Raw genomic sequence first — 20983 nt, forward strand, 5'->3', positions numbered from 1 at the left:
CCGATCAGTAGGACGTGAACATGAACCACCGAACGCTCGGGAACGTCGGCGCGGTCAGCGAGGTCGGCTACGGCTCGTGGCAGATCGGGAGCGACTGGGGCGACGTGAGCGAGTCAGAGGCGGTCGAGGCCGTCGAGGCCGCCCGCGACGCCGGGATCGACTTCTTCGACACCGCGGACGTGTACGGCGACGGGCGCTCCGAGCAGATCCTCGGGGACGTGCTCGAAGCCGACATCGCGAGCGGCGACGTGACGGTCGCCACGAAGGCCGGCCGCCGGCTCGACCCCCACGTCGCCGACGAGTACAATGAGGCGAACCTCCGCCGGTTCGTGAACCGGTCGCGGGAGAACCTCGGGGTGGAGACGCTGGACTTGGTCCAGCTTCACTGCCCGCCGACGGACGCCTACTACCAGCCGGAGACGTTCGACGCGCTCGAAACGCTCGCCGACGAGGGGAAGATCGCGAACTACGGCGTCAGCGTCGAGCGCGTCGAGGAGGGGCTGAAGGCGATCGAGTACCCCGGCGTCGAGTCGGTCCAGATCATCTTCAACCCCTTCCGCCAGCGCCCCGCCGAGCTGTTCCTCGACGAGGCCGCCGCCTGCGACGTGGGCGTGATCTGCCGAGTCCCGCTCGCCTCCGGGCTGCTGACCGGCGCGCTCTCGCGGGACACCGAGTTCGCGGAGGACGACCACCGCAACTACAACCGCGAGGGCGACGCGTTCGACGTGGGCGAGACGTTCGCCGGCGTCCCCTACGAGGTCGGCCTCGACGCCGCCGACGCGCTCGCCGAGCGGGTCGACGCCGTCGCCGACGACCCGACCGACGCGACCGGCGACGACTGCTCGCTCCCGCAGCTCTCGCTGCGCTGGATCCTCGACCACGACGCCGTCTCGACGGTCATTCCGGGCTCGACGACGCCGGAGCACATCCGGTCGAACGCGGCCGTCAGCGACCTCGCGCCGCTCGGCGAAGCCGACCACGAGGCCGTTGCGGACGTGTACGACGAGTTCGTCCGCGAATACGTTCACCAGCGCTGGTAGCGGGTCCGACCGACGGGAGAACGAGTCGCTTTTCTCCCGAGCCGGGTCACGTCGACTTGAACCGTGAACGACGGATCCGGAGCCGATCGCGACGCTCCTGACGATCCCGCGAGCGACGCCGACACCGCCGACGCCGCCCCTGCCGACACCACCCCCGCAGATAGCGTCCCCGACGACGAGCGCGAGGCGCTCCTGACGATCGCGGGCGGAGCGGTGCTCACCGCCGGCGGCGTCTCCGGACAGCGCGCGCTCACGGCCGCGGCCGAGTTTTTCCTCGCGAGGGGGCTCGGCCCGGCCGCCTACGGGGTGTACGCGCTGGCGTGGCGGATCGCCCAGCTCCTGTCTCGGCTCGTCACGTTCGGGAGCGTCCCGGCGCTCCAGCGCTACCTCCCCGAGTACGCGGACGACCCCGACCGACAGGGCGTCGTCGCCGGGCTCGCGTACGCCACGACGCTCGGGTTCGGAGCCGCCATCGCCGCCGGGATCTGGCTGACCGCGCCGCGGATTGACGCGCTCACCGTCGCGGACCCCGCGTTTCCGGCGACGATGCGGACGTTTGGCTTTCTCGTCGGGCTGCTCGGGGTCGTGATGGTCGCGTCGGCGATTTTCCGCGCGGTCGGCTCCGCGCGCGGCGAGATCGCCTTCAACAAGCTCCTCCGCCCGGGCGTCCGGCTCGTCGGCGCGCTCGCGGCGCTGGCCCTCGGCTACTCGGTTGTCGGCGTCGCCGGCGGCATCGTCGTCGCGACCGCGCTGCTCGCGGTCGTCGCCGCCCCGCTTGCCGCACTGGTGACCGGGATCGTCCCGTCGCTTCGGGGCGTTCGTCGGGAGGCGGGGCGGTTCTACGACCATGCGGCGCCGGTCGCGATGAGCAGCCTCGGGAAGGTGTTCCAGAACCGCGTCGACGTACTGCTCGTCGGAGCGCTGCTGACGGCGACCGCTGCGGGAGTGTACAACGTCGTCCTCGTGTTGATCGCGATCGCGTGGATCCCACTGCTCTCGTTCAACCAACTGCTCCCGCCGGTCGCCTCCGAGCTGTACGCCGACGGTCGGACAGAGACGCTCAACGCGGTGTACGCGTCGGTGACGCGCCAGATCGTGACGACCGTGATCCCGATCCTCGCGGTGCTCGTGGTGTACGGCCGGGAGCTGCTCGGACTGTTCGGGGAGCCGTACGTCGCCGGGTACGTCCCGCTCGTCGTCTACCTCGGCGGGGTGTTCGTCGGCAGCGCGGTGGGCGCGACCGGCTGGCTGCTGATGATGACCGACCACCAGTACGCCCGGATGGCGCTCGACTGGCTGCTCGCCGTCCTCAACGTCGCCCTGACGTACGCGTTCGTCGTTCGGTACGGGCTCGTCGGCGCCGCGCTCGGCACCTCGCTGGCGATCGCGGTGCAAAACGCGATTCAGGTCGTCCTGCTGCGTCGATTCGAGGGGCTGTGGCCGTTCGACCGCACTTACCTCACCCCGCTCGCGGCCGGCGTCGCGGCCCTCGCTGCGATGCGGGCGATCCGAGAGGTCGTCCCCGGACCGGCCGCCGTGGTCGTTGGGGCCGCAGGCGGGCTGGCGGCCTACGGGGGCGCGCTTCGGGTCCTCGGCGTCGACCCCCGCGACCGGCTCGTCGCGCGGGAGCTGGCGGCGCGGTACCGTGCGTCACTCGCGGAGCGACTCGGCCGGTGAGTACGCTCTCACCCGGATCGGCGACACTTTATCCGGACCGAGGCGTAGTGGGTGTATGGAAACGATCGACCGCGGGTCGGCGGGCTCGGCCCGCGTCGCGATCGTCGGCGGGATCCACGGGGACGAGCCCGCCGGCGTGCGGATCGTCAGGCGGCTCGCCGACGAACTCGACGCGGAGGGAGAGGGGTCCGGCGACGGGAGCGTTCGACTGATCATCGCCAACGAGCGGGCGCTGGCGGCGGAAACGCGGTACACGGACACCGACCTGAACCGCGCATTCCCGGGCGACGCCGACAGCGACGAGTACGAGCGTGCGCTCGCGCCGCGGCTCGCGGCCGAGTTGGAGGGAATGGACGCGGTGCTCGCGCTCCACACCTCCCACAGCGCGCCGCCGCCCTTCGCGATCCACAGCGGTCTCACGCCGTCGGTCCGCCGGACCGTGACGGCGATGCCCGTCGACTACGTCGTCGACGCGAGCGGGCTCCGCGGGACGACGCTGGACTCCAGGATCCCGCACACCGTCTCGATCGAGGTCGGCCGACAAGGTAGCGAGGAGGCCGTCACGTTCGGCTACGAGGCGTGTCTGGCGTTCCTCCGAGCGCACGGCGCGCTCGCGGACGAGCCCCCGACGTTCACCGAGACGACGGTCGTCGCGGGCGACGAGGAGGTGCCGAAGGGAGGCGGCGAGCCTCACGTCCACTTCGAGAACTTCGAGGAGATTCCCCGGGGCGCGGTGTTCGCCGAGGACGACGTGTACACCCACCGCGTCGAGGAGGAGGGCGTGGTTCCGATCCTCGCGAGCGAACACGGCTACGAGGAGATATTCGGGATCTACGGCCGGGTGATGGGGACGCTGGAGCCGCCGGCGTCTGCGGGGGAGACGGAGAGCTCGGCGGGCGCGGTCGGAGAAGCGGATGAAACGGCCGGAAAAGCGGACGAAACGGCCGAAGAGGCGGAGACGGAGTAATCCGAGCGTTCACTTCGCGGTCGGCGTCACGTCGCCCACCGCGTCCATCACCTGCATCGCGGCGCTGGCGGCCAACCCGCGGGCGACCTCGTCGGTGTCGGCGTCCGCGATACCGGCCTCCAGCTCGTCGGGGTCAGGCGTGAACCCGGCCGAGACCGGGTGGCCCGCGGGCGGGTTGACGGCGACGGTCGCCTGCGGCCCGTTCGCGCCGACCGACAGCTCGGAGCCGACCGCGTAGCTGTCCGGGAGATACGACTCGGTTCGCGAGACGATTCCGGCGACCGCGCGCCGGAGGCGCCGTTCTTGGTCCGGAGAGAGGTCGACGGCCGCGGGCTCGCCCGCGTTCGTCACACCCGGTGCCCCGGCGTACGGGTTGTTGCCGTTCATCGAAGACACCTCCGATACGCGGAGCCCACTCAAAAAGGCGTCGGCGGGGGCGATCCGATCGGCGTCCGGCCGACGGCCTCTCCGTCCCGGCTCCCTCAGCCGTAGATCCGCTCGGTCGCGATCGCGGCGCCCTCGTCGAGCGCCTCCAGTTTCGCCCACGCGATCTCGGGGTCGACCATGCCGATGCCGGCCTGCGTGCCGAACCCGCAGTCAGGCGCGGCGACGAGCGGCGTCCCGTCGGCGACCGCGTCGGCGACGCGCTCCAGCCGGTCCGCGATCGTCTCGGGGTGGTCGATGATGTTCGTCTTCACGTCGACGACGCCCGGGATCAGCGTCCAGCCGTCGGGGACCGGATGTTCGTCGAACGCGCGGTACTCGTGCTGGTGGCGCGGGTTCGCCTGCTCGACGCTGAGCCCGGAGATATCGGCCTCGTAGATCTCCGGGAGCATGTCGGCGAGATCCGTGTCGAGGTGGTGCGGTCCCTCGTAGCTCCCCCAGCAGGTGTGGAGCCGGACCTGTTCCTCAGGGATCCCGGAGAGCGCCTCGTTGAGGGCCTGCACGTGGAGCCGCGTGGCCCCCTTGACCTCCTCCAGCGGCTCGTCCGCGTACGCCGCGGTGTGGCCGACCGTGAGCAGTTCTGGCGCGTCGATCTGGAGCGTGTACCCCGCGTCGGCGACGATCTCGTACTCCTCGGCCATCGCGTCGGCGACGGCGAAGAGATACTCCTCGTAGTCGCCGTAGTGGTCGTCGACGTGGGTCGCGGTGACGACGCTCGGCGACGCCGCCGTGACGAACGCCTCCTCGAAGTCGGCGTCCGTCGCGTCGAGCGCGTCGCGGAACGCCGCCAGCTCGGCCTCGGCCTCGTCGCGGCCGGTGTACTCGACCGGACCGGTCACGACGGGGTGCTCGGAGAGGTCGATCACGTCCGTCTTGAACGTCTCCTCGGCGTAGTCGGGGAACTCCTGGAGGTCCGCCCACAGCCCCTGCTCGCGCGTCCCCTCGATACCGCTGAGCCGGTCCGCGACGTACCAGTTGAACGAGACCCGCGACTGCTCGCCGTTGTTGGCGACGTCGAGACCCGCGTCCGCCTGCCGCGCGACCACGTCGCGCGTGGCGTCCCTGACGGTCTCCTCCCACTCCGCGTCGTCGACGGGCTCGCCGTCCTGGCGCCGCGTGAGGAGGTCGAGTAGCTCGGGAGGCCGGGGAAGACTGCCGATGTGCGTCGTCCGGATTCGGTCGTCGTTCGCCGTCATGTATGCTGGTGTGTCCCGCCTCGTGCCGCCTAAAGTTCGCGGAACCTGCAAGGACCGGAGAGCGGGAGGGGAGGGAAAGAGGAGGGGAGGCCGGCGCCTACGCCGACGGCGAGAAGACCGGCTCCGACTCGCCGTACGCGGCGACCACGACCGCGGTCGTGAACCGGTCGGGCGCCGCGGCCGCCGACTCGATCCGGACCTCGCGGTCCGGCAGGTCCCAGTCGCGGAGGTCGCCGCCCGCGTCGAGCCCCGCCTCGATCCGATCGCGTACGTCGTCGGGGTCCTCGCCGGTCACCTCGTAGAAGAGGCCGGGGCCCGGACCGGTGGCCCAGCCGAGGCCGGCGGTCACGTCGGGATGGCGGCGCGGCGCTCGCTTCGAGTCGGCGTCCTCGGCGCCGGCGCGGCCGCCCTCGCGGAAGTCGACCGCGTCGCCCGGCCCGACCGTCCGCCGCGCCTCGACGACCGTGAGGCGGTTGCCGGCGGGGCCCAGGTCCGGTGCCTCCGGGACCGACTCGACGGTCGCCTCCGCGGGGACGACCGAGGAGACCGCGACGAGGTTGTAGTTGTGGAGGTTCGCGTCCGCGAGCGCGGCGTCGTAGGAGGCCATCGCCGTGTCGGCGACGCCGACGCCGCCGGCGACGTGGATGGTGTTCATTGCCGGAGCGTTGACGGCGCGGGAGGTAAGGGGTTACGAAGCGATCGCATCTCGACTGGCTGCCGACACGGGTGTTTATAAACGGCTGCGGTGGCGCGCCGCCGAGCGGTCGCCATCGGCGACCGCGAGGAGCCCGCGAGGGACGCGGTGAGCGCTCGAAGAGCGCGAACCGCGAGGCTGGGGAGGTGTGAGGCTGCGGTTTGCGGTGCGGGGCGGGACTCAAAGGGGAGCCGGGAGAACGGCGCAGGCGACGCAAGCACTGGAAGGAGCGAACGAAGTGAGCGACTGAAGCGCGCAGCGAGCGTGCGCCGTTCTCCCGGCTGGGGCTTTGGCGGTGTTCGCAGTTGATCCGTCAGCAACCATTTATAAACGATCGACTGAGGATTCAAACAAGATCGCCGCTGATCCACGGTCAGAAGTCCCACAGCACTCGAAAACGACTCCCGCCCAGTACGCCTAGTACTGGTAGTTGATGACCTTCTCTTCGGTCTGCTCGGCGTCCTGCAGCTTCTCGCGGGCCGCCTCGAAGTCCGCCTGCGTGACCTCGGTGCGGCCGTCGCGGATCGCGAACATCCCGGCTTCGGTCGCCAGCGAGGCGATGTCGGCGCCGCTGTATCCATCCAGATCCGCGGCGACCTCGCTCACGTCCGTCCCCTCGGCGACGTTCATGTCCTGCGTGTGGATCTCCAAGATGCGCGCGCGACCCTCGGCGTTCGGCTCGGGGACCTCGATGAGGCGGTCGAATCGACCGGGGCGCAAGATCGCTTCGTCGAGCATGTCGAAGCGGTTGGTGGCGGCCATGATCCGGACCTCGCCGCGGTCGTCGAAGCCGTCCATCTCGGAGAGCAGCTGCATCATCGTCCGCTGGACCTCGGCGTCGCCCGAGGTCTTCGAGTCCGTCCGCTTGGCGGCGACGGCGTCGATCTCGTCGATGAAGATGACGGCGGGCTCGCGCTCGGCGGCGAGTTCGAACAGGTCCCGGACGAGCCGGGAGCCCTCGCCGATGAACTTCCGGACGAGCTCGGAGCCGGCCATCTTGATGAAGGTGGCGTCGGACTCGTTGGCGACCGCCTTCGCGAGCATCGTCTTCCCGGTGCCCGGCGGGCCGTGCAGGAGGACGCCGCTCGGCGGCTCGACGCCGACCGCCTCGAACTGCTCGGGGTTCTCGAGGGGGTCCTCGACCGCTTCGCGGACCTCGCGGATCTGGTCGTCGATACCGCCGATGTCGGCGTACTCCACGTCGGGCGACTCGGTGACCTCCATCGCCTGCGCCCGGGAGTCGGTCTCGTCGTCGAGCACCTGCTGGACCGCGAAGGAGTCGTTGATCGCGACGCGGTCGCCCGGCCGGAGGTCGGACTCGAGCGTCGTGGACGTCTGCGTCAGCACCTCCTGGTTGTTGCCGTGCTGCTTGATGACGACGCCGTCCTCGGTGATCTCCTCGACGGAGGCGATGTACAGCGAGGAGGTCTTCAGGACCTCGTTCTCGCGTTTCAGCTCGTCGACGTCGGTCTTCAGCTCGCCGCGTCGGTCCTGCGCGTCGTCGAGCCGGTCTTCGAGCTCATCGTTCACTTGTCGTATCCGCCGGTAGTGCTGGCGGATCGCCTCGAGCCGCTCCGTCTCGCTCATCTCCGGATCGAGCTCCAGACGGGGACGGTCGGGCAGTGAGGGGCTATGAGACATTCGTTGTTCCCGGTTAGGAAGCGCGCGTAAATGTGCCTTTGGGTCACGGCGGTCTCCCGGTCCGATCGTAACGTTCGGCCCGTGTCGACCGCGTGATACCTCGGACGCACCCAGATATCGACTCTGATATTCACAGGTCAACGTTTTAACCGGTCGCGTGCGTAGCCCGAGTTATGAGCGCACGAACAGCGGTCAGCCGCGCCGGTCTGTGGGTCTCAGCGGGCGATCAGCGGGCCGCAGTCCTCCGATCATGAGCGGCGCCGAGTCGCAGCCCACGGTCCTCGCGGTCGACGACGAGACCGACCTCGCCGAGCTGTACCGGGTGTACCTCGACGCGGCCTACGAGGTGCGGATCGCCACCGGCGGCGAGGAGGCCCTCTCGCTGATGGACGATTCCGTCGACGTAGTCCTTCTCGACCGCCGGATGCCCGACATGTCGGGCCACGAGGTGCTAGAGGCGATCCGCGGAGCGGGGTACGACGCGCGGATCGCGATGCTGACCGCGGTCGAGCCCGACGTCGATATCGTCGAGATGCCGTTCGACGACTACAAGACGAAGCCCGTCACGAAGGAGGACCTGCTCTCGCTCGTGGAGGTGCTGCTCCACCGCGCGAAGTTCGACGAACACAGCCAGGAGTTCTTCGCGCTGGCGTCGAAGAAGGCCGCGCTGGAGGCCGCCGACACGACGAACACCGGGGAGTACGAGGAGCTCATCGACCAGATGGAAGCGGTGCGGGATCGGGTCGACGACACCCTCGATCACCTCTCCGCCCGCGACGCGTTCGTCGAGGTCCCCGGGAACGTTCCGTAGCGGGCTCTGGTAACTCCTTACTCGATCTCTAACTCCGCGTTCTCGCCGTCGTCGACGCCCTCGCTCTCCTCGTCCCACTCCAACTCGAACTCGACGCTGAGCTCGCCCGGGCCGTCGGCGGGCCCCTCGCGTTCGGCTTTCACCTCGAACGCCGGCCGCGCCGGCGGGTCCATCGTTACCGACCGCTCGCCCTGCTTCAGGGTGAGCGCGCTGCCGGACTCCAGCGAGTCGGCGACGGTCCTGAGGTACGCGGCGATCTCAGCGCGGGTTCGACGGCTCTCCGACTCGAAGAGGACTTCTTCAGGCATGGGTGGGTGTACGCGCAGTAAACATATAAAACGACCTGCGAAACGGAACGAGACCGTCTCCGACGGCGAAATGCGCGTCGGCGCGGAGGTCGTTCGAACTGGCTGGCTCTGTTGACCGCTCGTTTTTTAAGCGGACTTCGGTCCCGAACAGTTAGACGGAGGGGGCCGTCTCTCGATCGACTACGGGAGTGGGTATATCGATACGGTAGAGTGGTTGTTTATAAGTGATCGAGTGGTGTTGCTGTCGGCTGTTTATAAGTGATTGATGGTAAATCGGCGGTGAACACCTCTAAAGCCCCAGCCGACGAGGCGGGCGCACGCTCGCTGCGCTCCTCACTCGCTCGCTAGCGCTCCCTCGTTGCGGTGCTTACGTCGTCATCAGAACGCTTTGCGTTCTGATTGGCTCACGAGAGTTCCGCTCTCGTGAACGCCTGCGCCCGCCTCGTCGGCTGCCCCTTTGAGTCCCACCCGCCCACAATCGCACCGCACCTCACGCCTCCCCAGCCTCGTCGCTGGCGGCTGTCGCCGCCAGCGACTCCCTCGCGCGGCGCTGTTCGCGCCCTTCGGGCGCTCACAGGCGCGCGCCGACCGCCTCATTGATTTATAAGCGATCGTTGCGGTCGCTTATGGCTATATAAATACTGAATCGTCATCACCGATCTGCAACACTTACTCCCGCTATCTATCGAGACACGGCCACCAACGAACAGCTGTTTCATGCCGCCTCCTGTCTGTTGAGTGGGATTTCGACGAAGCGGTCCGCGGAGAAGCGCGTTCGAGTCCGAGACGCCTCGCGCCGTCGTTAGCTCCCGGCGCGGAGGTCGCCGACTGTGAGCACGCGCGTTCCCACGGGCCGTTTGACGAACTCGCCGACCTCCCGGCCGAGGAGCTCGCTGACCCCGCGCTGCGCGGCGACGTCGAGCAGGCGCTGGTCGATCAGCCCGTCGACGACGACCGTGTGCGGGGCCGTCTCTGCGCTCTCGACCGCGTCGAAGGCGTCGACCGCATCGACCTCCGCGAGGACGCCGCGGTCGTCGCCGAGGAGCCGGGCGCGGTCGCTGCCGGCGTCGACGATCTCCTGCACGTGTTCCTCGATCGATCGCGGCTCGTCGTCGAGGGGAGTGTCGTCGGTCACCGAATCCGCCGTCTCCGCGTCGTCGGCCTCGGGATCGGGATCGACCGTGTCGGAATCGTCGGATCCCGAATCCGACGCGTCGTCCGTGGTGTCGTCGCCGTCGCTGATCTCGTCGGCGTCGGGCGCGTCGCCGTCGTTCCCCTCGCGCCCCTCGTCGGTCTCCTCCTCGCCGGTCGCCGCGGGTCTCGGTGGGTCCTCGACCGCCTCCACGAGCCCGCCCTCCATCGCACCGCGAGCCCCGTCGGCGACGACGCCGGAGTCGCCGTCACTCGACCGGCTGACCTCGGTACCGTTTTCGGCGTCGTTCTCGTCAGCGGGCTCGGACGCACCGCCGGGGAGGCCGGTTCCCTCTCCTTCGAGCGGAGCGTCCCCCGAATCGTCCGCGGCGGCCTCGCGGAGGTTCGGCTCGTCGGCGAGGCTGCTGTACGGCACCTTCCCGCGGAGCGCCTCGAAGACGGCGTTGCGGTCGAGGTCTTCGACCGACTGGCCGGGCGGGGCGAAGGCGACGTAGTCCACGTCGCCCACCTGCGCGAGCTCGCGGAGGATGAGCTCGCCGCCGCGGTCGCCGTCGAGGAACGCGGTGACGGTGCGGTCGGCGGTGAGGTCGGCGACCGCGTCGGGGACGTTCGTCCCCTCGACGGCGACTGCGTTCTTGATGCCGCACTCGAGCAGGGTCAGCACGTCCGCGCGCCCCTCGACGACGATGACGGCGTCGGAGTCGCCGACGCGGGGGCCGGCGGGGAGCCCCTCGTAGTCGACGATCCCCTCGACGCGGGCGGCCTCGCGGACCTCATCGAGGATGTCGTCGCTCCTGAGGCTCGTCTCCTCGAAGCCGCCGGCGACGAGTTCCTTGGCGCGCTCGACGACCTCGCGGCGCTTCGCCGCCCGCACGTCCTCGATGCTCGTCACCTCCACCGAGGCGTGGCAGGGGCCGATACGGTCGATCGTCTCCAGCGCGGCGGCGAGGATCGCGGTCTCGACCTTGTCGAGGCTCGACGCGACCGTGACCTCGCCGAACGACTGGCCGTTCTCGGACTCGACGGCGACGTCGATCCGCCCGACCCGCGAGGACTCTTGGAGGTCCCGCAGGTCCAGCTCGTCGCCGAGGAGCCCCTCCGTCTGGCCGAACACCGCGCCGACGACGTCGCTCCGCTCGACGACGCCGTCGGCCGCGATGGTGGCGTGGATGAGGTATTTTTCGGTGTCTTTCATGATGGGTGAATGGTGATGATCGGGCGGAGCCGGCCGCCCGTGGGTCGTTGTGTCCGTCGGCGAAAATAGTTATCGCACGTGCCTGCGTCGACGTCTGGTGAAGAAAAAATCTCTTCGATACTAAATACTGAATTAGACCAACAATATTTATCCGGTGAATCCTAACGCTGTTCCACATGAGTCGATCTCGGAGAGATCTCGTGTGGATACCGACGTTCGCGGTCCTCGTCGCCTTCGCGGTGCCGTGGCCGCTGTGGGGAGTCGATCGAGTCGTCGCCGGGCTGCCGGTGTGGATCTGGTGGCACGTGGCGTGGCTCGGGCTGTGTACCGTCCTGTTCTCGCTGTTCGTCCGGAGCGGCGCGTGGGAGCGCGGGATGGGTCGCCAACCGGGGTCGAAATCCGAATCGCCGCTCGGAGGTGACCGACAGTGACGCTCGGCCTGTCGCTCGGGGTCGTCGTCGGCTACCTCCTGTTCGCGCTCGCGGTCGGCCTCGTCGCCTACCACGTCTCCGAGGCGACCGCCGAGGACTACTACCTCGCGAACCGCTCGATCGGAACGGTCGTGCTACTGTTCACCACGTTCGCCACCCTGCTCTCGGCGTTCACCTTCTTCGGCGGCCCGAACCTCGCGTTCGCCGCCGGGCCGGAGTGGCTGATCGTGATGGGGACGCTCGACGGCGTGCTGTTCGCGGTGCTGTGGTACGCCATCGGCTACAAGCAGTGGCTGATCGGGGACCGGCACGGGTACGTTACGCTGGGAGAGATGCTCGGCGACCGCTTCGGCTCTACCGGGCTCCGCGCGCTCGTCGCGGGTGTGAGCCTCCTCTGGCTGTTCCCGTACGTCATGCTCCAGCAGATGGGCGCGGGCGAGGCGCTGGTGGGGCTCACCGGCGGCGCCGTCCCCTACTGGGGCGGCGCGGCGCTGGTCACCGCCTTCATGATCCTCTACGTCGTCCTCGCCGGGATGCGCGGCGTCGCGTGGACCGACACGGTACAGGGGCTGTTCATGCTCTCCATCGTCTGGATCGCCGCCGTGTGGGTGGTCTCGGCGGTCGGCGGCGTCGGCGCCGCCACCGGCGCCATGCTCGACGCCCGACCCGACTTCGGGAACTTCGGCGGCGGGACCTACTCGGTCGGGTTCATCGTCTCCACCGCGATCACCATCGCGTTCGGCGTGACGATGTTCCCGCAGATCAACCAGCGCTTCTTCGTCGCGAAGTCTGGCGAGACGCTCAAACGGTCGTTCGTGCTGTGGCCCGTCCTCGTCCTCCTTCTCTTCCTCCCCGCGTTCATGCTCGGCGCGTGGGCGGTCGGGATGCCGGTCGAGGTGCCGGAGGGCGCCAACGTGCTCCCCGTCGTCTTGAACGAGTACACGCCGGCGTGGTTCGCGGCGCTCGTGATCGCGGGCGCGATGGCCGCGATGATGTCTTCCTCGGACTCGATGCTTCTGTCCGGATCGTCGTACTTCACCCGCGACGTGTACCGGCCCGTGATCAACGCCGACGCCTCGGAGCGCCGCGAGGCGTGGATCGCCCGGATCGGCGTCGCCGTCTTCGCCCTCCTCGCGTTCGTCGCGAGCCTCTTCCGGCCCGGGACGCTGATCGAGGTCGGGGACACCGCCTTCTCCGGGTTCGCGCTGCTGGCGCTCCCGGTGATCTGCGCGCTCTACTGGGACCGGACGACGCGGACCGGGATGATCGCCGGGGTGCTCGTCCCGCAGGTCGCGTACCTCGCGGTGGTGCTGTCCGCGGTCGTCGGCACCGTGCCGACGCTGCCCCGCACCGTCGCCGGCGGCTGGGACGTGGCGCTCGGGCTGATGGTCCTCTCCGCGGTCCTCACGGTCGGCGTCTCGCTCGTCACCGCGCCGACCGCCGAGGGCGACGCCTCGCGGTTCGCGGTCGCCGGGGACTGAGCCGACCGCTGTCGCGGTCGCTCGCGGCGCGTTTAAAAACCTCCTCAGAGGGGCTCAGTCGTCGAGCTCTTCCGTGACCGAGTCGGGGGTAGACTCGGCGTTACCCGGGGCCGCGTCGCGTCCGGCGTTGCTCCCGCCCGGCCCGTCCGGGAGCGTGTCGAACTCGGGATCGAACAGTTGGAGCGCGGTCCGGATCGTCTCCCAGTCGTCCTCGCCGGCCGCGTCGCGCAGCGACCGGGTCGGGGCGGCGAGCAGCTGGCCGACCAACGCGTCCGCCAGGTCCTCGACGGTCTCGCGCTGTTCGTCGGTCAGGTCACCCTGCGCCTCGAGCTTCGAGACCGCGCGGTCGACCTCGCGGGCCTTCACGCGGTCGGCGCCCGCGTACATCGCCGAGATGGCGTCGTCGGCGCGCTTGCGCTTGTACGCCTCCAGGATGCGGTCGAGCTCGTCGTCGATGATCGCCTCGACCTCCCGCGCCTCCGTCTCGCGGCTCTCGCGGGTCTTGCGGGTCACGTCCTCCAGCGCGTCGATGTCGTACAGCGTGACCCCGTCGCGGTCGGCGAGCGCGGGGTCCACGTCGCGCGGCTGCGCGATGTCGATGCAGACGAGTCGGTCGGCGCCCGCCGCGTGTTTCGGCCGAATCACCGGGTCCGGGCTGCCGGTCGCCGCGATCACGAGGTCGGCGTCTGCGACCACGGTCGAGAGGTCGGCGAGCGACACCGCCTCGGCGGGGGTGTCGACCTCCTCGGCGACGAACGCCGCGTTCGGCACCGTCCGGTTCGCCACGACGATCTCCGAGACCGGGGTGTCGTCGAGCGTCCGGGCCGCGAGCGTCCCCATCTCCCCGGCGCCGACCACGACAGCGGAGCCGTCGGTGAGATCGATCTCGCCGGCGGCCAGCCGCACGGCGGCCGAGCCGAGCGAGACGACTCCCTCGTTGATCGACGTCTCGTTGCGCGCGCGCTCGCCGACGTGGAGCGCCTTCGTCACTCCGTCTTTCAGCACCGGGCCGATGCCGCCCGCGGACTTCGACTCCTCGTACGCCTCGCGGAGCTGGCCGATGATCTGGTCCTCACCGAGGACGAGCGACTCGAGCCCGGAGGCGACCCGCATCAGGTGTTCCAAGCTCTCCTCGTGGTCGAGCCGGCGGACTGCGCCGCCGCGGACCTCGGGCGCGAACGACTCCAGCGCGACCGCGCCGTCGACGGTCCGGTCGGTGACGACGTACGCCTCCGAGCGGTTGCACGTCTGGAGCGCGAACGCCTCCTCGACCCCGTCGCGCGCGAGCAGGTCCGAGACGGTGGCGCGGACGCCGTCGCCGCCCGCGGCCTCGATCTCGTCGACCGTCGCGCGGGAGTGGGCGACGCTCACGCCAGTGATAGCGCCCGTCTCCTTCATCTGGTGAGTACCTCCTCGATCACGGAATCCGCCTCTTGCCGACCGTAGGAATCCCCCTTTTGTAAACCCTTCCAAACCCCCTCGGATCGCACGACTCGACGGATCGCTTCCCGGCGTTTCTCGGGAGCGATCTCCCGGCCTTTGAGCTCTGCCCGAAGCTCTCCGGACAGTTCCGCCATCGCGCCGGCGCCGTCGATCTCCGCCTCGATCCGCTCGCGGAGCGCCTTCGCGAGCGCCGGGCTCGTCCCCCCGGTCGAGAGCGCTACCCTGATCGGGTCGTCCTCGACCGTCGCCGGGACGACGACGCTCCGCGCTCCCCGGCCTCCCGACCGGTCCGCCGCCGACACGTCGGTCCGGTTGACGAGCGCGTCGGCGTCGAGCGCCGCCGCCTCGGCCGCCGCGTTGACCGCCGCGTCGTCCGTGGCGGCGACGACGAGCGCGGGGTCGACGCGGTCGATCCAGCCGCGGACGGCCTCGGCGTCCGGCGCGGCGCGGACCAGTTCAACCGACTCGGAATCCGCCTCGGCGAGATTGACCAACCGATCGTCGAACGCGGGGCTCACGACGACGACCCGCGCCTCGTTCGCGAACCGGGACGCCTTCCGCGATCCGACGGCGCCGCCGCCGAACACCAGCACCGTCTCGCCGGTGAAGTCGTGGTACAGCGGGATCACGCGGTGTTGCTGTCGGCGCGGTCGGCGATGCGGATCCCCGTCTTCTTCAGGATTCGGGTCGAGAACAGCGTGTCCCAGTCGCTCTCGCCGACCTCCCAGTACTCGTCCATCAGCTCCTTCACCTCCGCGATCCGGCGCTCGCTTTCGGCCTCCGTCCGCCCGTGCGTCATCGCGAAGAAGTTGTACTCCCAGACGCCCGCGTGGCGCGGGCGCTGGTAGCAGTGGGTGACGAAGTCGAGCCCCGCGACAGCCGGCCCGACTTCGTCGAGCGCGTCCTCGGGCACGTCCCAGACGGTCATCCCGTTCTCGGTGTACCCGAGCGCGTAGTGGTTCGGGATGACGCCCACGCGGCGCACCTTCCCCTCCGCCTCGAACCGCTTTACCGTCTCGATCACCCACTCGGTGTCGGCGCCGATCGCGGCCGCCACGTCGGCGTACGGCGTCTCGCTGACTGGGAGTCCGCCCTGAATCTCGACGACGAGGTCGCGCTCGTCGGGGGTGAGCGTCGATCGGTCGCTCGGCGAGACGGCCGGCCCGAGATCCGACAAATCAACGTCGCCGTCCGGGACCGGGCCGTCGACGAGGAACTTCGCGCCGACGTGGAACTCCCGGACCTTCGGGAGGTTGTACGTCTCCTGCCCGGTCGCGGCCTCGATCTCCGCGAGCACCTCGTCGACCCGGTCGCCGCCGTCCTTGTCCGGGTCCGGGTGGTCCGCGACGCTCACCACGAACCACATGTTGAGGTGCGGGTGCTCGCGCTCGTAGTTGTGCGCGACCGCGGTGAACTCGTTGACGGTCTCCGCGATCTCGTCGTACCGGTCCTCGGGCGCGTGCATCGCGACGAGCGACGCCGCCCCGCCGATCTCCTCGGCGTTGACGAGCGCCCCGAACCGGGAGAGGATTCCCTCTTCGTCGAGATCGCGGACGCGTTCGCACAACTCCGGGCCGGTCACCTCGATCCCGTGCTCGCGGAGCGCGGCCGCGGCCGGTTCGAAGGGGCGCTCTGTCACCGGGAATCCGCCTTGGAAGGCGTTGATGATCCCGCGGTCGAGCGCCGTCAGATCCGCGTCGACCTCTTGCATACGTTTGGATCGGATCCGCGCGAGAATAAGCGATCCGGCCTGCGCGTCACCGTGAGGACGGTGGGCGTCGGGACGGTCCGTCCCGACTCAGCCGTCGAGGTCGCTGGCGATATTCGACAGCGACGACCGAGGACCGCGCGTCGCGTCGTACACCGTCCGCTCGCCGGGGATCCGGAGGCCGTACTGCTCGCCGGGAACGACGACGTCGAGGACGATGACGTCACCCGGTTCGCGGTCGTTCTCGTCGAGCCACTCGGCGAGGCGGTTCGCCCCTTCGCCAGGCTCGCGCGCGAGCCGTCGGTTGTCGAACGCGCCGCGGACGAGCCGCCCCTCGCCGTCGCTCCGCACCGGCGCGTGGTACTCCTCTCGGTCGACGGCGACGCGGACGATATCGCCCGCGGCGAGCGCAAGCGACTCGCAGCTCCCGGACTCGACGCGCCCGTCGAGCTCGTCGCCGTTCGGGATCCGGACGCAGGGCCGGCGAGTGCCGCCGCTACGGGCGAGCGAGACCCGGATCGATGCGACGCCCTCGTCGTCGGAGGGGACGCGGGGCATCGAGAAGGCGGTTACTCCTCGTCGGCGTCAGCGTCGGCGTCGCCCTCGCCGAGCGCGGCGGCGACGTCGTCGCCGTCGACGACCGAGACGTTGATCTGGGCCACGTCGTTGTCGATCTCGCGGCCGCGAACGGTGATGCGCTTGCGCTCGCCCTCGCGGGATGGCTTGAAGCCGACGCCGTCCTCAAGGAGGAGCTCCTTCAGGCGGGTGCCCGAGACGTCCTCGCGCATCGGGCGGCCGGTCTCGTCGGAGCCGCCGGTGATATCGACCGTGTGCTCGGAGAGTCCGACGGCGTCGCCGCCGAGTTCGTCACCGATCTCGCGACCGAGGAACCGGTTGGCGTCCTGTCCGTCGACCTCTCGCTGGAACGTCTCGCCGGTGTCGGGGTCGGCGATGACGACTTTGAATTCGGCCATGAGCGAACTGAGACTCCCGCGAATAAAAAGCACGTCGAAAGCGCGATCCGACCGAGATCCGCAGGCGGACTGCGTCGCAGACGACGCTCGCCGCTCAGTCGTCGCGGTCGATCCGGTCGATCTGCGGGTCGCCGTCCCCCCACGGATCGTCGACGAACGCCTCTTCGAGTGTCCGAGCGACGGGTTTCGGCCGATCCGGGCCGCCCGCATCCGCGACGCTCCCGACCGTCTCCGGGTCGAACGGAACGTCGATCGCGCCGTACACCCCCGCCGTTACATCCGCGATATCGCGCGCGTCCCCCCGCGTGACGACCAGACAGCCGGCCACGAGCGCGGCGTCACCTCGGACCCGCTGGGCGATTCCCGCGACCTTGCCGCCGCCCGCGACGCGGACCGAGTGGTCGCCGGGACAGAACGACTCCGGCGGTTCGCCACGCGACACGTCGGCACCGAGGCGCCGCAACGCCTCGATAACCGTCTCGGTCGCACGCTCGTACCGCTCCGCGATCAACCCGCGGTCTCGGTCGTCACCGAGCGGAATCGCGTGCGCGAACGCGACCGTGTCGCCCGGGTACGCGACAGCCCGACCCCCCACGTCGCGCTCGATCGGAGTGAATCCCCGATCGGTGGCAACCCGCTTCGCTCGCTCGAAGCCCGGCTCGCGGGCGTCACGGCGGCCGAAGGCGACCTGTCGGTGCGGCGTCCACACTCGGAGTCCAGGCGTCCCGTCGCCGGCGCTCGCGAGCAGCGCCGCCGTGTGCTCTCGGTCCGCTTCGGGGCTGTGGCCGCGACCTCTGAGCACGCGCATACCGGCGAGAGGGGTCGGTCAGACAAGCCGTTTGCGACGCACGGCAGACGCGTGTCGTCCGCTTTTGCGAGGAGCCGTGACCGCGTGACACAAATGTTTTGCCGGCCCTCTGACTGTGTCAGGTAACGATGACCGATCTCGGCGCGCTGCCGGTGCAGGCGTACCTGGCAGCATGCCTGCTCGCCGGGGTCATCGGGCTCGGGCTCGGGTACGTCGCGTGGACCGACCGGGAAGAGCCCGGCGGCACCGAGGTCGCGCTCTATCTGCTCTGTGGCGGCGGTATCTCGCTGCTGTACGCCGTCAGAGTCGCCATCGCCAGCGAGCTGGCGATGGTCGTCGCGCTCAACCTCTCGACGCCCCTCGTCGCCGCGGTCCCCGGAATCTGGATGGCGTTCGTGTTGGCGTTCTCGGGCCACGACCGGTGGCGCACGGAGAACCGGACCGTCGCGCTCGCGGCCCCGGCGTTCGTCTGGGTGCTGGCCGCTTGGTCGAGCGGAACGCACGGGCTCTCACGCCGCTCGCTGGCGGCCGTCGTCGAGGGCCCGTTCACGCTGCTCTCGTTCGGACTCGGGATCGCGGACGCCGCGTTCGTGCTGTACGCCTACGGGCTGTGTATCGCCGGCGCCCTCGTCGTCGTCGACCTGTACCGCCGGACGGGGAATCGCTACCGGCTCCAGACGTTCGTGATACTACTCGGCACGCTGTTCCCGTTTCTGGGCGGGATCGTCACGGTCATCGACGTGGGGAGCTACGCGCACCTCGCGTGGTTCCCGACGGGGCTCGTGGTCCACGGGGCCTTCCTGTACGGGACCGTCTTCTGGCTCGGGACGCTCGACGCCGCGGTCGTCGCGCGCGACACGGCCGTCGAGGTGATGCAGGACCCCGTGATCGTCGCCGGATCCGACGGAGAGATACGGGACCTCAATCCGGCGGCGGAAGAGCTCCTTCCACCGGACGCGGTCGAATCGTCGCTGTCGGAGGTGTTCCCGCTCTTGGAGGTCGGCGTGGAACACCCGATATCGATCGGGGGTCGCCAGTTCGACATCCAAGAGGATCCGATCACTGACCCCCGCGGGACCGACCGCGGACACGTGTTCCTGCTCCGGGACGTGACCGAACGCGAGCATCGACAGACCGAACTGGAGCGCCGCGAGGCCGAGCTGGAGCGACAGAACGAACGGCTCGAGGACTTCGCCGGCGTCGTCTCTCACGACCTCCGGAACCCGCTCGCGGCCGCGACCGCAGCGGTAGAGCTCGCTCGTAGCGGTACCGGTGACAACGACGATGCCCTCGACCGCGCCGCGAACGCCCACGAGCGGATGGACGACCTGATCGAGGGGCTGCTGTCGCTGGCGACCGCCGGGAAGTCGGTCGACGAGGTCGACCGCGTCTCGCTCGACGGGACCGCGAGGCGGGTCTGGTCGCGGCTCGAGACCGCGGACGCGACGCTGTCGGTCGACGGGCCAGACGTGCCAGCACTCGCCGACGGCGACCGGCTCGAACAGCTCCTCTCGAACCTGTTCCGCAACGCGATCGAACACGTCGGCGACGACGTGGCAGTACGAGTCGAGATCGAGCACCGAGAGGACGGTATCACCCTCACGGTCGACGACGACGGTCCCGGCGTACCCCCGGACCAGCGCTCGGAGGTGACCGAACGCGGCGTTTCCCTCGATGGCGGGACCGGACTCGGGCTCGCCATCGTCGGCGACATCGCCGAGGCGCACGGGTGGGCGCTCTCCGTCGAGGAGTCGGCGTCCGGCGGCGCGCGCTTCGTGATCTCGGGGATCGAGCCCGCGGACGACTGATCCGGTGCGTGGACCGTCGTTTCGCGGACCTCCCGGGGTGGCCGGCTCCGACGCACACTTCCCCGTCGAGTCCGTCGTGACGGGTCGATGGCCGTCACACCCCCGGCGTCGGTGCTCGACCGCTTCCGGAAGTTCTCGCGGTTCAACTCTCCGTACCCCGCGCACGACGACGGCTGCGCGATAGACCTCTACCCAGACGGCGAGACGGGGATCTCGCCGGTCGCCGGCGTCGTCCGAGAGACGCGGACCGTCGGCTGTCCGGACCGGTCGTACGCCGCCGACGAGGACCACCTGATCGTCGTCGAACTCGACAACGAGTGGTGTCAGCGCGCGGGCGCGGCGCCCGGAACGCTCGCGCGAATTCTCCACGTGATCCCGGAGGTGTCTCCGGGCGACCGCGTCGCGGTCGGGGACTCACTCGGTCCGCTGACGCGGTCCGGCTTCTTCGGGCGGTGGGTCGACGACCACGTCCACCTCGGGTTCAGACCGCCGGACGCGAACGCGCTCCGAGCGAGCGGGTCGCTCCCGGTCGACGTCGATGTGCCCGTCGAACCAGTCCGGTGGGACGGAACCGGCGCGGTCGTTGAGCGCGGTCCGACACACGTCGTCCTCGACGCGCCGACCCGTCCGGACCCCGGCCGGCGGTTCGCGGCGCTCGCGAGCGACGAGGGGATCCCTCTGGACGGCGGGCTGGCGCACTACGCGGGCGGCGGCGCGTTCGACGCGCTCGCGGACGGGACGGCGGTGTCGCTGTGGGGGACCCGCGTCGGAGTCGCGCGCGGACGCGGCGTCGCGTGGGAGCCGGTCGACGTGCTTGCGAACGGCCAGCGCGCGGTGGGGCTGTCGCTGTTCGCGGCCAGAGACGGCGGGTTCGGGACGAAGCTCGTCTGTCCGGACAGACGGTTCGAACTCGGAGAGACCGTGTCGCTCGCCCTCGCCCTGAGCGACGATCCGATCCGGCTCGGTGTCGGGTGAGTTCGGAGACATCCGTGGCTGGCGAGAACGACGGCAGGGTGGCGAACAGCCGGCGCGAACGATCGGCCGCGGCGGTGCGCCGGGCTCCAGCCTCGGCCGCCGCGGGGTGACGCGTCAGGTCACGGGGCGGATGACGCGGGATCGCGGATAAGGCGTCTGGTGGGGGTTCGACTGAGGTCCTCTCTCCGACCGCACCGCCCCAACCTCGCCGCCGTTGTCGCGAGTTCCGG

General features: G+C 69.9%; 20 protein-coding genes. 8 read left to right on the top strand and 12 right to left on the bottom strand.

Annotated elements, in window-relative coordinates:
- The first annotated feature begins 20 nt into the window (after positions 1-20).
- From ACP96_RS17190 to ACP96_RS17200, 3 genes are all read left to right on the top strand, one after another.
- The gene (locus ACP96_RS17190) at positions 21-1040 is read left to right on the top strand and encodes an aldo/keto reductase (RefSeq protein WP_050026653.1); all 1020 of its coding nucleotides are present in this window, start codon (positions 21-23) and stop codon (positions 1038-1040) included.
- 63 nt (positions 1041-1103) lie between these two features.
- Positions 1104-2717, top strand: coding sequence for a lipopolysaccharide biosynthesis protein (locus ACP96_RS17195; protein ID WP_050034224.1), 1614 nt, complete (start codon positions 1104-1106; stop codon positions 2715-2717).
- Between the two features lie 55 nt (positions 2718-2772).
- Positions 2773-3684, top strand: coding sequence for a succinylglutamate desuccinylase/aspartoacylase domain-containing protein (locus ACP96_RS17200; RefSeq protein WP_050034225.1), 912 nt, complete (start codon positions 2773-2775; stop codon positions 3682-3684).
- Positions 3685-3693: 9 nt separating this feature from the next.
- Here the strand turns inward: ACP96_RS17200 and ACP96_RS17205 are convergent, their stop codons facing one another.
- The 4 genes from ACP96_RS17205 to pan2 all read right to left on the bottom strand — a co-directional run bounded on the left by ACP96_RS17205 (position 3694) and on the right by pan2 (position 7659).
- Positions 3694-4071, bottom strand: a complete 378-nt coding sequence (locus ACP96_RS17205) for a DUF5811 family protein (RefSeq protein WP_004046874.1) — start codon at positions 4069-4071, stop codon at positions 3694-3696.
- Positions 4072-4166: 95 nt separating this feature from the next.
- Positions 4167-5324 carry a cobalamin-independent methionine synthase II family protein gene (locus ACP96_RS17210; RefSeq protein ID WP_050026648.1) on the bottom strand — a complete coding sequence of 386 codons (1158 nt, stop codon included), beginning with the start codon at positions 5322-5324 and terminating at the stop codon, positions 4167-4169.
- A gap of 97 nt (positions 5325-5421) precedes the next feature.
- A complete protein-coding gene (locus ACP96_RS17215; protein ID WP_050034226.1) occupies positions 5422-5979 on the bottom strand; it encodes a pyruvoyl-dependent arginine decarboxylase in 558 nt (185 codons plus the stop codon).
- Positions 5980-6435: 456 nt separating this feature from the next.
- Entirely contained in the window at positions 6436-7659 is a 1224-nt protein-coding gene (gene pan2 / locus ACP96_RS17220; protein WP_050027139.1) for a proteasome-activating nucleotidase Pan2, read from the bottom strand.
- A gap of 250 nt (positions 7660-7909) precedes the next feature.
- On the opposite strand from pan2, the gene ACP96_RS17225 reads away from it, so the two are divergent.
- Positions 7910-8470 carry a response regulator gene (locus ACP96_RS17225; protein ID WP_050027141.1) on the top strand — a complete coding sequence of 187 codons (561 nt, stop codon included), beginning with the start codon at positions 7910-7912 and terminating at the stop codon, positions 8468-8470.
- A gap of 17 nt (positions 8471-8487) precedes the next feature.
- On the opposite strand, the gene ACP96_RS17230 is transcribed toward ACP96_RS17225, so the two are convergent.
- Positions 8488-8778 (bottom strand): amphi-Trp domain-containing protein, encoded by a 291-nt coding sequence (locus ACP96_RS17230; protein WP_050027142.1) that lies wholly within the window; start codon positions 8776-8778, stop codon positions 8488-8490.
- Positions 8779-9580: 802 nt separating this feature from the next.
- Positions 9581-11125 carry a DNA primase DnaG gene (gene dnaG / locus ACP96_RS17235; RefSeq protein ID WP_050034227.1) on the bottom strand — a complete coding sequence of 515 codons (1545 nt, stop codon included), beginning with the start codon at positions 11123-11125 and terminating at the stop codon, positions 9581-9583.
- A gap of 176 nt (positions 11126-11301) precedes the next feature.
- Between dnaG and ACP96_RS17240 the strand changes: the two genes are divergently transcribed.
- Complete coding sequence (locus ACP96_RS17240; RefSeq protein ID WP_050026380.1) at positions 11302-11556, top strand: DUF3311 domain-containing protein; 255 nt, start codon at positions 11302-11304, stop codon at positions 11554-11556.
- Positions 11553-13037 carry a sodium:solute symporter family protein gene (locus ACP96_RS17245; RefSeq protein ID WP_050034228.1) on the top strand — a complete coding sequence of 495 codons (1485 nt, stop codon included), beginning with the start codon at positions 11553-11555 and terminating at the stop codon, positions 13035-13037. Before ACP96_RS17240 ends, ACP96_RS17245 begins: the two co-directional genes overlap by 4 nt.
- A gap of 54 nt (positions 13038-13091) precedes the next feature.
- Here the strand turns inward: ACP96_RS17245 and hemA are convergent, their stop codons facing one another.
- The 6 genes from hemA to ACP96_RS17275 form a co-directional block, all read right to left on the bottom strand.
- Complete coding sequence (hemA, locus tag ACP96_RS17250) at positions 13092-14435, bottom strand: glutamyl-tRNA reductase (protein ID WP_050034229.1); 1344 nt, start codon at positions 14433-14435, stop codon at positions 13092-13094.
- Complete coding sequence (locus ACP96_RS17255) at positions 14432-15109, bottom strand: precorrin-2 dehydrogenase/sirohydrochlorin ferrochelatase family protein (RefSeq protein WP_050034230.1); 678 nt, start codon at positions 15107-15109, stop codon at positions 14432-14434. The genes hemA and ACP96_RS17255 overlap by 4 nt, the downstream gene beginning before the upstream one ends.
- Entirely contained in the window at positions 15106-16191 is a 1086-nt protein-coding gene (gene ahbB / locus ACP96_RS17260; RefSeq protein ID WP_050034231.1) for a siroheme decarboxylase subunit beta, read from the bottom strand. Before ahbB ends, ACP96_RS17255 begins: the two co-directional genes overlap by 4 nt.
- Before the next feature lie 87 nt (positions 16192-16278).
- Positions 16279-16746, bottom strand: coding sequence for a DUF7112 family protein (locus tag ACP96_RS17265; protein ID WP_050034232.1), 468 nt, complete (start codon positions 16744-16746; stop codon positions 16279-16281).
- A gap of 11 nt (positions 16747-16757) precedes the next feature.
- A complete protein-coding gene (locus ACP96_RS17270; RefSeq protein ID WP_050026374.1) occupies positions 16758-17162 on the bottom strand; it encodes a 30S ribosomal protein S6e in 405 nt (134 codons plus the stop codon).
- A 94-nt stretch (positions 17163-17256) separates the two neighbouring features.
- A complete protein-coding gene (locus tag ACP96_RS17275; RefSeq protein WP_050034233.1) occupies positions 17257-17970 on the bottom strand; it encodes a lipoate--protein ligase family protein in 714 nt (237 codons plus the stop codon).
- A gap of 128 nt (positions 17971-18098) precedes the next feature.
- Between ACP96_RS17275 and ACP96_RS17280 the strand changes: the two genes are divergently transcribed.
- Positions 18099-19778 (top strand): sensor histidine kinase, encoded by a 1680-nt coding sequence (locus ACP96_RS17280; RefSeq protein WP_050034234.1) that lies wholly within the window; start codon positions 18099-18101, stop codon positions 19776-19778.
- Between the two features lie 87 nt (positions 19779-19865).
- The gene (locus ACP96_RS17285; protein WP_050026371.1) at positions 19866-20753 is read left to right on the top strand and encodes a hypothetical protein; all 888 of its coding nucleotides are present in this window, start codon (positions 19866-19868) and stop codon (positions 20751-20753) included.
- Positions 20754-20983: the final 230 nt, after the last annotated feature.

The organism is Halorubrum halophilum, assembly GCF_000739595.1.
In the GTDB taxonomy this organism is placed as follows: domain Archaea; phylum Halobacteriota; class Halobacteria; order Halobacteriales; family Haloferacaceae; genus Halorubrum; species Halorubrum halophilum.

Bases quoted from the DNA above. Each gene is read 5' to 3' on its own strand.
- ahbB (WP_050034231.1), bottom strand. From the start codon at position 16,191: ATGCAAGAGGTCGACGCGGATCTGACGGCGCTCGACCGCGGGATCATC.
- ACP96_RS17270 (WP_050026374.1), bottom strand. From the start codon at position 17,162: ATGGCCGAATTCAAAGTCGTCATCGCCGACCCCGACACCGGCGAGACG.
- ACP96_RS17205 (WP_004046874.1), bottom strand. From the start codon at position 4,071: ATGAACGGCAACAACCCGTACGCCGGGGCACCGGGTGTGACGAACGCG.
- ACP96_RS17265 (WP_050034232.1), bottom strand. From the start codon at position 16,746: ATGCCCCGCGTCCCCTCCGACGACGAGGGCGTCGCATCGATCCGGGTC.
- ACP96_RS17285 (WP_050026371.1), top strand. From the start codon at position 19,866: ATGGCCGTCACACCCCCGGCGTCGGTGCTCGACCGCTTCCGGAAGTTC.
- ACP96_RS17200 (WP_050034225.1), top strand. From the start codon at position 2,773: ATGGAAACGATCGACCGCGGGTCGGCGGGCTCGGCCCGCGTCGCGATC.
- ACP96_RS17225 (WP_050027141.1), top strand. From the start codon at position 7,910: ATGAGCGGCGCCGAGTCGCAGCCCACGGTCCTCGCGGTCGACGACGAG.
- dnaG (WP_050034227.1), bottom strand. From the start codon at position 11,125: ATGAAAGACACCGAAAAATACCTCATCCACGCCACCATCGCGGCCGAC.
- ACP96_RS17240 (WP_050026380.1), top strand. From the start codon at position 11,302: ATGAGTCGATCTCGGAGAGATCTCGTGTGGATACCGACGTTCGCGGTC.
- pan2 (WP_050027139.1), bottom strand. From the start codon at position 7,659: ATGTCTCATAGCCCCTCACTGCCCGACCGTCCCCGTCTGGAGCTCGAT.
- hemA (WP_050034229.1), bottom strand. From the start codon at position 14,435: ATGAAGGAGACGGGCGCTATCACTGGCGTGAGCGTCGCCCACTCCCGC.
- ACP96_RS17210 (WP_050026648.1), bottom strand. From the start codon at position 5,324: ATGACGGCGAACGACGACCGAATCCGGACGACGCACATCGGCAGTCTT.
- ACP96_RS17230 (WP_050027142.1), bottom strand. From the start codon at position 8,778: ATGCCTGAAGAAGTCCTCTTCGAGTCGGAGAGCCGTCGAACCCGCGCT.
- ACP96_RS17275 (WP_050034233.1), bottom strand. From the start codon at position 17,970: ATGCGCGTGCTCAGAGGTCGCGGCCACAGCCCCGAAGCGGACCGAGAG.
- ACP96_RS17190 (WP_050026653.1), top strand. From the start codon at position 21: ATGAACCACCGAACGCTCGGGAACGTCGGCGCGGTCAGCGAGGTCGGC.
- ACP96_RS17280 (WP_050034234.1), top strand. From the start codon at position 18,099: ATGACCGATCTCGGCGCGCTGCCGGTGCAGGCGTACCTGGCAGCATGC.
- ACP96_RS17215 (WP_050034226.1), bottom strand. From the start codon at position 5,979: ATGAACACCATCCACGTCGCCGGCGGCGTCGGCGTCGCCGACACGGCG.